The organism is Sphingobium xenophagum NBRC 107872, assembly GCF_000367345.1.
Lineage (GTDB): Bacteria > Pseudomonadota > Alphaproteobacteria > Sphingomonadales > Sphingomonadaceae > Sphingobium > Sphingobium xenophagum.
Window position 1 is genome coordinate 1 of the sequence record NZ_BARE01000018.1, and the last position, 12,651, is coordinate 12,651.

The 12,651-nt window shown below is 62.3% G+C and carries 11 protein-coding genes; 4 read left to right on the top strand and 7 right to left on the bottom strand.

The window, feature by feature from the left end:
* The first annotated feature begins 303 nt into the window (after positions 1–303).
* Complete coding sequence (locus SX1_RS10465) at positions 304–1,080, top strand: hypothetical protein (protein ID WP_019052952.1); 777 nt, start codon at positions 304–306, stop codon at positions 1,078–1,080.
* Positions 1,081–1,165: 85 nt separating this feature from the next.
* Entirely contained in the window at positions 1,166–2,470 is a 1,305-nt protein-coding gene (locus SX1_RS10470) for a homoserine dehydrogenase (protein ID WP_017181485.1), read from the top strand.
* A gap of 20 nt (positions 2,471–2,490) precedes the next feature.
* On the opposite strand, the gene SX1_RS10475 is transcribed toward SX1_RS10470, so the two are convergent.
* Entirely contained in the window at positions 2,491–2,919 is a 429-nt protein-coding gene (locus SX1_RS10475; protein WP_019052953.1) for a hypothetical protein, read from the bottom strand.
* A gap of 118 nt (positions 2,920–3,037) precedes the next feature.
* Here SX1_RS10475 and glpX point away from each other — a divergent pair, with 118 nt between their 5' ends.
* On the top strand, positions 3,038–4,021 hold the full coding sequence (gene glpX / locus SX1_RS10480; protein WP_026149659.1) for a class II fructose-bisphosphatase: 984 nt from the start codon (positions 3,038–3,040) through the stop codon (positions 4,019–4,021).
* 56 nt (positions 4,022–4,077) lie between these two features.
* Here glpX and SX1_RS10485 read toward each other — a convergent pair whose 3' ends face one another.
* The 6 genes from SX1_RS10485 to SX1_RS10510 all read right to left on the bottom strand — a co-directional run bounded on the left by SX1_RS10485 (position 4,078) and on the right by SX1_RS10510 (position 11,299).
* Positions 4,078–4,455: a MerC domain-containing protein gene (locus SX1_RS10485; RefSeq protein ID WP_026002108.1), complete on the bottom strand. Its 378-nt coding sequence runs from the start codon at positions 4,453–4,455 to the stop codon at positions 4,078–4,080.
* A 77-nt stretch (positions 4,456–4,532) separates the two neighbouring features.
* Positions 4,533–6,320, bottom strand: coding sequence for a sensor domain-containing diguanylate cyclase (locus SX1_RS10490; protein ID WP_026149660.1), 1,788 nt, complete (start codon positions 6,318–6,320; stop codon positions 4,533–4,535).
* A gap of 142 nt (positions 6,321–6,462) precedes the next feature.
* The gene (locus SX1_RS10495) at positions 6,463–7,962 is read right to left on the bottom strand and encodes a catalase (RefSeq protein ID WP_026149661.1); all 1,500 of its coding nucleotides are present in this window, start codon (positions 7,960–7,962) and stop codon (positions 6,463–6,465) included.
* 117 nt (positions 7,963–8,079) lie between these two features.
* Positions 8,080–8,487, bottom strand: a complete 408-nt coding sequence (clpS, locus tag SX1_RS10500) for an ATP-dependent Clp protease adapter ClpS (protein WP_017181491.1) — start codon at positions 8,485–8,487, stop codon at positions 8,080–8,082.
* Positions 8,488–8,598: 111 nt separating this feature from the next.
* Entirely contained in the window at positions 8,599–9,429 is an 831-nt protein-coding gene (locus tag SX1_RS10505; RefSeq protein WP_019052957.1) for a phasin family protein, read from the bottom strand.
* Positions 9,430–9,559: 130 nt separating this feature from the next.
* Complete coding sequence (locus SX1_RS10510) at positions 9,560–11,299, bottom strand: PHA/PHB synthase family protein (RefSeq protein ID WP_019052958.1); 1,740 nt, start codon at positions 11,297–11,299, stop codon at positions 9,560–9,562.
* A gap of 143 nt (positions 11,300–11,442) precedes the next feature.
* Here SX1_RS10510 and SX1_RS10515 point away from each other — a divergent pair, with 143 nt between their 5' ends.
* Positions 11,443–12,651, top strand: a complete 1,209-nt coding sequence (locus SX1_RS10515) for an LL-diaminopimelate aminotransferase (protein ID WP_017181494.1) — start codon at positions 11,443–11,445, stop codon at positions 12,649–12,651.

Sequence of the window (12,651 nt, forward strand, 5' to 3'; positions counted from 1 at the left end):
AGCCCCAAAAACGACCCAAGCCGACCGGGCTATCCCGGCCACCTTCGGCCACTGTCCGTCCAATTGCTACCGCACAAACTCCTATCGCGGTACATCGTGGCACGCAAACGCTTTATCGATATGTTCATTTGCGGTTACCATTTCATAGCGGAATGACTTGCCTGTGACATCCTTGCCACGAGCCAAAAATATAGGACGAAGCTGATCATGAAATCCTCCACCCTGCTTTACCGGCTCGCGCTGCCATGCCTCATTTCAGCCGTAAATCTCCCGGTTTTCCCTGTTTTAGCGCAACATCTTCCGATGACAACGCGCTCAGCGTCCGCCGCCACCGGCTTGTCCTACGCCGACATTGTCGACCTGGCGGACAACGCGCCGCTAGTGGCCCATGTGCGAATCCGCAACATCATTCCGTTGAAGCCCGAACAGGCCGGGGACGTCCCGGCGGGCCATAAACGGCTGTTCGTGGAAGGCGACGTCACGGGTTTGATTCGCGGCGAGGCGGGAATCGCCCCCCTTGTAAGCTGGCTCTACGATGCGCCTGTCGACGCCCGCGGCAAGTTGCCGAAGCTGAAAAAGGCGCAGGTCATCCTGTTCGCGCGGCCCGGCGGGCGGCCCGGCCAGATCCAGTTGGTTGCCCGCGACGCCCAGATCCCGGCTACGCCCGCAGAGATCGAGCGGGTGAAAACCATATTGTCCGCGCTGGTCGCACGCGATGCGCCGCCCCGCATCCTGGGATTGGGCGATGCTTTCCATGTTGCCGGCACGGTGGCTGGTGAGGGCGAGACCCAGATTTTCCTGCGTACCGAAAATGGCGACCCCGTCTCGCTCTCGATCCTCCGTCGGCCCGGCGAGCAGCCCCGCTGGGCAATGGCGCTGGGCGAGATTGTCGATGAAGCGGCGAAGGCGCCGGCGCCGGGCAGTCTGCTCTGGTATCGCCTGGCCTGCACGCTGCCCCCTGCCCTGCCCGCCCGCGCGGTGCGGACCCTGTCCGTGCAGGACGCCGAAGCGGCCCGCGCAGACTATCGCGTGGTGATCGACGCGCTGGGCCCGTGCGGACGGACGCGGACGCCCGCCTGATACAGCTTTTGCTTGGACCCACGCGCACCTGTCGCTATCAGCGCGGGCTTCATCATCCGCGCTGATTATAGAGAAAGACGCCCCTATGACCAATCTGCACCGCCATGCCCCGCTGCGCGTCGCGCTCGTCGGCCTAGGCACGGTGGGCGGAGGCGTCATCCGGCTGCTCAACACCAATGCGGCCCTGATTGCCCGGCGTGCGGGTTGCCCGGTTCAGGTCGTCGCGATTTCGGCGCGTGACCGGAACAAGGATCGCGGCGTCGACCTGTCCCCCTATGAATGGGTGGACGATATGAACAGCCTGGCGACGCGCGACGATATCGACGTCGTGGTCGAACTGATCGGCGGGTCGGATGGTCCGGCGCTGACGCTGGCGCGCCACTGCCTGAATGCGGGCAAGCCGTTCGTCACCGCGAACAAGGCGATGCTGGCCCATCATGGGCTGGACCTTGCCCGGCTGGCCGAAAAGGGTGGCATTGCGCTCAAATATGAAGCTGCGGTTGCTGGCGGCATCCCGGTGATCAAGGGCATGCGCGAAGGCGCTGCAGCGAACGAAATATCGCGCGTCTACGGCATTCTCAACGGCACCTGCAATTACATCCTGACCACGATGGAAAAGGAAGGCCGGGGCTTTGACGAGGTACTGAAGGAAGCACAGGAACTGGGCTATGCCGAGGCCGACCCCAGTTTCGACATTGATGGCGTGGATGCCGCGCACAAGCTGACCATCCTCGCCAGCCTGGCCTTTGGCACCGAACTGGATTTCGCCGCCGTCGCCACGACCGGCATTCGTCATGTCATCGCCGCCGACATTGCCGAGGCCGCTGCGCTGGGTTTCCGCATCCGGCTGGTCGGCATGGCCCAGAACGGCGCGGACGGGCTGTTCCAGCGAGTCCACCCGATGCTCGTGCCGCTCGACCATCCGCTGGCCCATGTCGATGGATCGTTGAACGCCGTGGTGGCGGAGGGCAATTTTGTCGGTCGCCTCTTCTTCCAGGGCCGTGGCGCAGGCGATGGGCCGACAGCATCTGCCGTGGTCGCCGACCTCATCGATGTCGCGCGCGACGAATATGGCGATGCCTTCGCCATGCCGGTCGCCGCGCTGACGCCGCAAAATACCGCTGATGCTGGCGCACGGGTGGGACGCACCTATTTGCGCTTCATGGTGCAGGACCGCCCCGGCGTGCTGGCGGAAATCGCAGCCGCTACCCGCGACGCAGGCGTGTCTATCGAAAGCATGATCCAGCGCGGCGCGCATCAGGATGATGGCGTGCTGGTCGCCATCGTCACCCATGCGGGCGAGGAACGCTGCATCCGCGACACGCTCGATCGACTGGCCGGATCGGACAGCCTGATCGGCACGCCGATGGTGATGCATATTCTCGACTGACGCAGCCCGGCGACCCGGATCTAATGCTGCCCGGCGCCCTCAAAGCGATCGGGCAGCGGCGGTGGCGGCGCGAGATCCGCGTCGGGATCGATGATGGCGGTGACAGTCCTGGCCATGACATCCGCCACCTTGAACACCGACAGGCCGCCTACGCACCCTGTCCCCTGCCCGCCGACCACGCCGCAACTGCCCTGCCGCACTGCCGCCGCCGAAGCCCGCGGTGCATCCCCCCGCACGATGCCGCCATTTTGCGCCGGGTCGCGCGGCAGGGGCAGGCGTTCGCGGGCATTGCGCTCGGCCCGGTTGCCGCACACGACGATCGCATCGCCGCTGTGGTCACAGGGTTTTATCGCTTGGGTCTTGCTGCGATACGCGGCCATCAATTCTTCATCCGCCGCATGGGCGGTTACCGGTGCGGCGAGAAGGAGGATGCTGACCAGAGCTTTCATCGCCCTGCCTGTTCATCATGCAATCATGGCCGCATGATGACCGGCCTCCTTCGTCGCTCGACAAGGACGGGGCAACGGCCTATCCGCTCTGGCCATAAGGATAGGCAGAGGGATGAAGATGGTACAGGCAAGTTCGACGCTGGATCGCGTTCTGGTGCTGGAAATGGTCCGCGTCACCGAAGCGGCGGCCATTGCTGCTTCCAAGCTGATCGGCCGGGGCGATGAAAAGGCAGCCGATGCTGCCGCCGTAGAAGCCATGCGCCTGGCCTTCAACGACCTCTATATGGACGGCACCGTCGTCATCGGCGAAGGTGAGCGCGACGAAGCGCCGATGCTCTATATCGGCGAGAAGGTCGGCAATGCGATCAGCACCGGACCCAAGATCGACATCGCGCTCGACCCGCTGGAAGGCACGACCATCACTGCCAAAGCTGGCCCGAACGCGCTGGCGGTACTCGCGATTTCCGAAGAGGGCGGACTGCTCAACGCGCCCGACGTCTATATGGACAAGCTGGCGGTAGGGCCGGGCTATCCCGACGGCGTGATCGACCTGAGCCGGTCAGCCAAGGAGAATGTCGAGGCGGTCGCCGCTGCCAAGGGCGTGGAACCATCCGACATCATCGTGTGCGTGCTGGACCGACCGCGCCATGAAAAACTGATTGCGGAACTGCGCGCGATCGGCTGCGGCATCATGCTGATCCCCGATGGCGATGTGGCGGGGGTGATCGCCACGACCGATCCTGAAACCACGATCGACATCTATATGGGATCGGGCGGCGCGCCCGAAGGCGTGCTGGCCTGCGCCGCGCTGCGCTGTGTCGGCGGGCAGTTCAAAGGGCGGCTGCTGTTCCGTAACGAGGATGAAAAGCAGCGCGCCCGCAAATGGGGCATCACCGATCTCGACAAGATTTATGACCTGAAGGAACTGGCAAAGGGCGACTGCATCTTTGCCGCCACCGGGGTTACTGACGGGTCGTTGCTCGACGGGGTCAAGCGGCTGCCGGGTGGCAAGCTGACGACCGAGAGCGTGGTGATGCGCGCCAGCACCGGCACGGTACGTTGGGTGAAGGGCGAACATCGGCTGAACCACAAGCCGGTTTGACCGACAGCGAGCCGAACATAGGGAAAGGGAGCCGGATGGCTCCCTTTTTTGTGGGTCTAACGCCCGGCGCGGTGGTTGAGATCGTGGCCTAGTGCCAGGATGCCGACGCCGATCAGCGTGTAGACGCTTTCCTGCCAGCCATGGTCCATGGTCAGCGCGCCTGCCATCACCCCAAGCCCCAGCGCTCCGATCGCCGCGGGCATCATGAACCGATGGACCAGCGCGCCATGGCCGAGCGCGATCGCGCCCATCAATATGGCCAGCACCAGTCCCGCTTCGTGAAAGATCGGGCTTTCAAAAATACCGCCCGCCGTCGCCAGCAGGCCCAGCACGACAGCCGTGATGAAGCAATGCGCCAGGCACAGGCCCGACAGCGCGATCGCAAAGCGATCGAGACGGCCGGACATCAGAAAGTGGCGAATGGTCTGCGACATGCTGGTGGCTACATAGGCCAAACCGTTATAAGTTACAACATATCATCATGATTTATGCGCGATGGCCACAAAAGCAGCTAAGCCGCCAGGCGCAGGCAGTTCCGGCCGCTATGCTTGGCACGATAGAGCGCCTTGTCAGCGGCCTCCAGCATCGCCGATCGCGTTGATCCGCCGTCCAGTCGGACCAGTCCGGCGCTGAAGGTCACGGAGATGGCCTCGCTCCCCGCCTCCCCCACGGGAATCGGCGCGACCATGCGAGCGCGCAGCCGTTCACAGATCATGCTGGCCCGATCAATGTCGCTATCGACGAGCAAAATCGCAAATTCCTCGCCACCCAGACGTCCGATGCTGTCGATACTCCGCAATCCCGGTCGCAGCCGTTCGACAAAAGCGCTCAACACCCGGTCGCCGGCGCCATGGCCATAGCGGTCATTGACCGCCTTGAAATGGTCTATGTCGATCAACAACAGGCAGGACCGCGCGCCATGGCGTGCGCGCAGGATTTCCGCTTCCAGCTTTTCGAGGAAGGCGCCGCGACTATCCGCTCCGGTCAGCGAATCATGCGATGCGACGTCTTGCAGCGCCTGCTGGCGGGCCTTGTGCCGGGACATGTCGCGGATCATGCTTACGACACCACTGGCGACGCCTCGTTCGTCAACCACGGCGCGGCTCACCATTTCGCACCATTGCGGATCGCTGCCGGACAGCAGGGACCGGAATTCGACGGTGTGGCTGACGCCGGGATTGGCCAGCGCGCGGCGATGCGTGGCGATGACGATCCTCCGGTCCTTTGGATCGACCAGATGGGCGGCGGACTGGCCGATCAACAGGTCTGGCGCGCAGCCAATCTGTTCAGCGGCCGATGGCGAGGCGTAACGGATGATACCGTCGACGCCGATGTTGAGCACCACATCGCCGCTATGTTCGGCAATGGCGCGATACCGCGCCTCGCTGTCGTGCAACATCAGGAACAGGCGGCGACGGCTGTTGAGTTCGGCCGTGATCAGCATGCTGAGCAGAAAACTGAGCGCGATGTAGAATTGGAAATATTGCACCCGCGCGCCGACCGTTCCGGGAACGAGGTTCAGCGGGCCGAGCCCTTGCACGGTCGCCGCTCCCCCAACCACCGCCAGGATGATGATGGAGGCCGCCGCACCCACCTGCCCGGTGCGAAAGGCAATCAGAACCAGCGGCAGGAGTGGCGCGAACAGCAGCGGATAGCGGGCCCAGAAAAACACATGGACGATGGCCAGCGTGAACAGCGCGAGCAGCAGGATGGTCTCGACCTTGACCCGCTTCGGCGTATCCCGCAGCCAGCGACCGCATTCGCCCTGCAACAGCAGGATCAGGATCGGCGCGAATGTCAGCCCGCCCAGCACATGCCCGCTATACCATTGCAGCCAGGATGCGCCGAACGGCACGGACGTCACGAAGGAGGCAACCGTCGCCGCCATAACCCCGGCGACGACATTGGCGATGCCGCATAGGGCGATGATGAACACCACGAGGGGACGAATCGATCCGATGATCCGGCGATCCGGCACGAAACGGCGACAGATGATCGCCACGATCAGCGATTCGACGACGTTGATCGCCGCCATGGGGATCGCGGCCAATGGCCCCATGCCGAACAACGCAGTCGCCAAGGTGCTGGCGATGGCGCAGGCCATGATCGCGCGCGGCCAGTAGCGGGTGCGCGACGTCAGCAACTCCGCCATCAAAAAGGCATTGGCACCCCAGATGAAGGCAAGGCCGCCTTCAAAACGAGAGATCAGCAACGCCATTGTCGCCACGATGAAATAGACGCTGCCAGTGACAACAGGCGCGAAGATCGAGGAGGAGTGACGAAGAGCGGACCGTTGCATATTGGCGGGGAGGCTAGCGCGGCATCCTTAATATTTGCTCACCATGAATGCCCGCGATCGGGGAAAGCCCCTGTAATAGCGACGCAAAAACCCCGGCGCGTGAGGCGCCGGGGTCGATCGTCATGCAAATCTGGCCGCGCCGTCAGGCCGATGCGTCGGAAAGCAAATCATCGGTTGGCGCCGAGATGGACGGATTGCGATCCTTGATCTTCGCGCGCGCAGCCCGCACGCCGGCCCCATAATCGGGATGGACGGCGTCAAACAGCTTGCACTGGCGTTCCTCGATAAAGTCGGGAATGTCGCCCATGGCCGCGGCGATATTGGCGAACAGCCGTTCCTTCTCGCCCGCATCGAACAGTTCGAACAAGGCGCGGGGCTGGCTGAAATCGTCATTACCCTCCCTGTGGCTCCAGCGGTCTGCATCACCCGAAATTCGCAGCGGCGGCTCCAGAAACTTATTGTCCTCGACCGGTCCGCCAAAGCTGTTCGGTTCATAATAGGCCGCCGGATTGGGGTTATTGGGGGTGAAGCGCATCGCTCCATCCTTGTGATAATGATGCACGGGGCATTTGGGGGCATTGACCGGCAATGCCTCATAATGGGTGCCGATGCGGTGGCGATGGGCGTCGGCATAGCTGAAGATTCGCGCCTGAAGCATCTTGTCGGGCGAAAAGCCGATGCCTGGCACGATGTTCGATGGCGACATCGCCAGTTGCTCGATTTCCGCGAAATAATTGTCCGCGTTGCGGTTCAGCTCCATCACGCCAATGTCGATCGGCGGATAGTCCGCATGCGGCCACACCTTGGTCAGGTCGAACGGATTGTAGGGCGTCTTGTCGGCATCCAGTTCGGGCATGATCTGCACCTGGACCTTCCACTTCGGAAACTCGCCGCGCTCGATTGCCTCGAACAAATCCTCCTGCGTCGATTCACGGGTGCGGCCCACGACCTGCGCCGCTTCCTCATTGGTCCAATGCTTGTGGCCCTGCATCGTCTTGAAGTGGAATTTGACCCAGAAACGCTCATTGGCGTCGTTGATCAGGCTGAAGGTGTGGCTGCCATAGCCGTTGATGTGGCGCACGTCCGTCGGCAGACCGCGATCGGACATCAGGATCGTCACCTGATGCAGCGATTCCGGGCTGAGCGACCAGAAATCCCACATCGCCGTGGGCGAACGCAGATTGGTGCGCGGGTGGCGCTTTTGCGTGTGGATGAAATCGGGGAATTTCAGCGGATCGCGCACGAAAAAGACCGGGGTGTTGTTGCCGACCAGATCCCAATTGCCTTCGGGCGTGTAGAATTTCATCGCAAAGCCGCGCACGTCGCGCTCGGCATCGGCCGCGCCCGCTTCGCCGGCGACGGTCGAAAAGCGCAGGATCATCGGCGTTTGCGCGCCCGGTTGCAGCACCTTCGCCTTGGTATATTTGCTGATGTCGCCGGTGATGGTCAGCGTGCCATGTGCGCCCCAGCCCTTGGCGTGGACGACGCGTTCGGGGATGCGTTCGCGATTCTGGTGGGCCAGCTTTTCCAGCAACTGATAGTCCTGCAACAGCAGGGGGCCGCGCGGGCCAGCGCTCAGGCTGTTCTGATTATCAGCGATCGGCGCGCCGCCGCTGGTCGTCATTAGGGGCTTATCGGCCATGGTCATCATCCTCATATTGCGAATGATGAAAGGATAAGCGGCGCTCAGGTTCCAGAGAAATTGATTAAAACATGCTGACTGATCGAATTTTACGGTAAATCAGGCGCAGGTCGGCGATCAGGCCTTTTCCAGCGTGCATTGCAGCGGATGCTGGTTCTGCCGGGCGAAATCCATCACCTGATTGACCTTGGTTTCGGCCACTTCATAGCTGAAAATCCCGCATACGCCCACGCCGCGCTGGTGAACATGCAGCATCACGCGAGTCGCCTGCTCCATATCCATGCGGAAAAATTGCTGGAGGACGTGCACGACGAATTCCATCGGCGTGTAATCGTCGTTGAGCATGAGCACTTTGTAGAGAGATGGCTTTTTCGTGCGGGTCCGGGTGCGCGTGGCGATGCCGACGCTGGGACCGGTGCCATCGCCCGGATCGTCCCGATCCTCCCCCGTCATCGTCGCGGGGATCATAGATGCTGTCAAAATGCTGGTCATGATGGTCGAGGATATGGCAATTTGCCGGCCCATGGCAAGGGGCCGCCATGGCTGGATGCGATGGTAACCATCAATTTTGCATACGGCAAAAAGGGCGCACCCCCCGATATGGAGAGCGCGCCCTGATGCTGTTCGTCCGATCGCTTAGGCAGCGAGCGACTTCACCTTGTCGGTCACCACGGTCACGCGGGCGGTCAGCGGGCTGGCAACGTCGCTGGCCAGCTTCATCATCGCTTCGCTGCTCGTGGCGGCTTCCTTGGTGAAATCGTCAAAGCTGCTCGAAAACATCTGGCTTTGCAGCTGGAAGAATTCGGTCGGGGTCTTGACGGTCGCGAAGGACTTGAAAGAGGCGGTCGCCTTTTCGAAGCTCTTGCGGCTGTAGTCGACAGCTTCCTGGCCCAGGGTTTCCATGCCCTTGGCTGCGATCTTGCCGGATTCGACCATCGCTTCGACATTGCCCTTGGCGATGTCGCTGAATTCTTCGATGGCCTTGGTCGACTTTTCGACGCTGGCCTTCGCCTTTTCGTTCATGTCGGCATAAACGGTTTCCAGCTTCGCCTTGGCGTCTTCAGCGAACTTCTTGCCGGTTTCGATTACGTCGTTCATCGTTTTGGTTCCTTCTATGGCGGACAGCGTCTTGAGTGCGAACGGTTCGGCCTGCTCGGGCAAGCTCTTGGTCATTTCGGGTTCGGCCGGAGCCTCAGGCGGCGTGGCGTCTACGGGCGCCTGCGCCTCCGGTTCGGCAACCGGTTCCGGAAGTGGCGGCGCGTCGACGGCGGTCGTCGCTGCAACAACGGCAGCGGGATTGGCGTCGATTGCTTTCACGCTGGACGCCGCCGCCTTACGCGGGGGCGCTTTCTTGGGTGCGGGGGCAATCGCCGCTTCGGCAGCCTTGAGCGCTTCGCTGGCCGACAAGGTCGTCGATGCGCTTTTAGCGCGCGGGGCGCTGCGTCCGGTCTTGGGTGTTACGGCCATGGACTTTCCTCCATTTGTTGCAGTGCACAATAGTCGCTTTGCCATGTGATTGCAAGACTTATTGTGCGCTGCAACAAAAGCGTCACGCAGTAGGGTGGAGGAGGCGATCCAAGGGCTGGAAAAAGCGCGATTAACGCGCTTTTACATAGCGTCCGGGCGCATCTTCCACCGCCTTCAGCCGGCCCTTGCCCGGTACACGCGCCCCTTTGACCGGGACGGTCTGCGGATCGAGTCGTTCGATCCAGGCGCGCCAGTCGGGCCACCAGCTGCCCTTGGTTTCCTGCGCCGCGGTCAGGAAGGCGTCGAGCGTCGGCTGGCTATCCTCGCACGCCCAATATTGATATTTCTGCGCCGCCGGAGGATTGATGACCCCGGCGATATGCCCCGACCCTGCCAGCAGGAAGCGGACCGGCCCGGACAGATTTTCGGTAAGCTTCCACACGCTTTCCAGCGGCGCGATATGATCCTCTTTCCCCGCCTGCACATAAGCGGGCGTCGTGACTTTCGTGAGATCGATCGGCGTGCCGTCTACCGTGATGGCGCCGGGCACCACCAGCAGATTGTCGCGATAGAGCTGGGTCAGATAATCCCTGTGCCAGCGAGCGGGCAGATTGGTCGTGTCGCCATTCCAGTAGAGCAGGTCGAACGGCGGATAATCCTGCCCCAACAGATAATTGTTGACGACATAGTTCCAGATCAGGTCGCGACCGCGCAGCAGGTTGAAGGTGAGCGCCATATAGCGCCCGTCCAGAAACCCCTGCGATGACAATTGGTCGACCAGCTTCATCTGTTCATTATCGATGAACAGGGTCAGGTCGCCCGCCCGGCTGAAATCGACCTGGGCGGTGAAGAAGGTCGCGCTCGCCACCTTGCCCCCCTCCCCGCGCGCGGCCAGCAGCGCCAGCGTTGCCGCCAGCGTGGTGCCCGCGACGCAATAGCCGATCGTATGCACGCTCGGCACGCCCAGCAGATCGCGCACCGTATCGATCGCGTCGATCTGGCCGCGCAGGATATAATCGTCCCAGATCAGATCCTTCATCGATGCGTCGGCGGATTTCCAGGAGACGAGAAACACGCTGATCCCCTGATCCACCGCCCATTTGACAAAGCTTTTCTGCGGGCTGAGGTCGAGGATATAGAAGCGGTTGATCCATGGCGGGAAGATGATGAGCGGCGTCGCCAGCACATCCGGCGTGGAAGGCGCATAATGGATAAGCTGGTAGAGCGGGGTTTCGTGGATGACCTTGCCAGGCGTCGCGGCGATATTGACGCCCAGTTCAAACTGGGTGCCGTCGGTATGGGTCAATTGGCCCTTTTCCAGATCGGCCAGCATATGCTGCAAGCCCTTGACCAGATTTTCGCCTCCACTCTCGATCGTCTTTTCCACCACGGTCGGGTTGGTCAGCGGGAAATTGGAGGGCGAAAGCGCATCGAGCATGCCGCTGGTCGCAAAGCGCAGCTTCGCCTTCTGCTTGGGATCGACGCCGTCGACGGCATCGGCCAGTTGCAGCATATAGTCCGAAACGAGCAGATAGCTTTGCCGGATCAGGTCGTAAAAGGGGTGCTGGGTCCAGGCGGGATCGGCAAAGCGGCGGTCCTTGCGCGCGGCCGGGCTGTCGGCCGGCACGGGTTCGGGCTTTTCGCGGAACATGCCGCCTGAATCGATGAAGCGCTGCCACATCGCCAGCCCTTCGTCAGCGAAACTCGTCTGGATACGCGCCACCGTTTCGGGCGAAAAGGGGAGCGTCTGGCCCGCGGCGCCCGCCGCCTGTTCCAGCATCAGTTGCTGGGCCTGACCAATCGCGTGGGTCCATTGCTGCATCTGTTCCAGCGTAGGCAGATGCGGCTCCATGATGTCGGCTTTATCCATGGCCACTCTCCTGTTCCTGGCATCGTTTCATCGCATCGCTTTTTCTGGCGCGGCGCAAGCTGGCCGGTTATAGCCAGATTGTGACGCGGCAACGGCGCGACACGCACTATTCCCTACCGAGCGCTTTCAGGAAAGCCCCCAAAATGTCCGAAGAATTCTACCGCATGAAACGCCTGCCCCCCTATGTCATCGCCGAAGTGAACGCGATGCGGGCGGCCGCGCGCGCGGCGGGAGAGGATATTATCGACCTGGGCATGGGCAATCCCGATCTGCCGCCGCCGTCCCATGTCATCGACAAGCTGGTCGAGGTAGCGCGCAAGCCCGACGCCCATGGCTATTCCCAGTCGAAGGGGATTCCGGGCCTCCGCAAGGCGCAGGCCAATTATTATGGCCGCCGCTTCGGCGTGGATGTCGACCCGGAAACCGAGGTCGTCGTGACCATGGGATCGAAGGAAGGTCTGGCAAGCCTGGCCACCGCGATCACGGCGCCGGGCGATGTCGTGCTGGCCCCCAACCCCAGCTATCCGATCCATATGTTCGGCTTCATCCTGGCGGGCGCGACCATCCGGTCGGTGCCGACGACGCCGGACGACAATTATTTCCGCTCGCTCGACCGCGCCATGGCCTTCACCGTGCCGCGCCCGTCGATCCTGGTGGTCAATTATCCGTCCAACCCGACCGCCGAGACGGTGGACCTGGCCTTTTATGAGCGACTGGTCGCCTGGGCGAAGGAGAATAAGGTGTGGGTCTTGTCCGACCTTGCCTATTCCGAGCTATATTATGACGGCAACCCGACGCCATCCATCCTGCAGGTGCCGGGCGCGAAGGACATTGCGATCGAGTTCACCTCGCTCAGCAAGACCTATTCGATGGCGGGCTGGCGGATCGGCTTTGCGGTCGGCAACAAGCAACTGATCGCGGCGATGAGCCGGGTGAAATCCTATCTCGACTACGGCGCGTTCACGCCGATCCAGGCGGCGGCCTGCGCCGCGCTCAACGGGCCGCAGGATATCGTGCAGAAGAATCGCGAACTGTACCACAAGCGCCGCGACGTGCTGGTCGAAAGCTTTGGCCGCGCTGGATGGGACATTCCCGCCCCGCCCGCGTCCATGTTCGCCTGGGCGCCGTTGCCGCCTGCGCTGAAGGACATGGGCAGCCTGGAATTTTCCAAGCAATTGCTGACCCATGCCAAGGTCGCGGTTGCGCCGGGCGTCGGCTATGGCGAGGATGGCGAAGGCTATGTCCGCATCGCTATGGTGGAAAATGAACAGCGGCTGCGGCAGGCGGCCCGCAACGTGAAGAAATATCTTCAGTCGATGGGCGTCAATACGCCAGCCAAGGGCGCGGCTTGA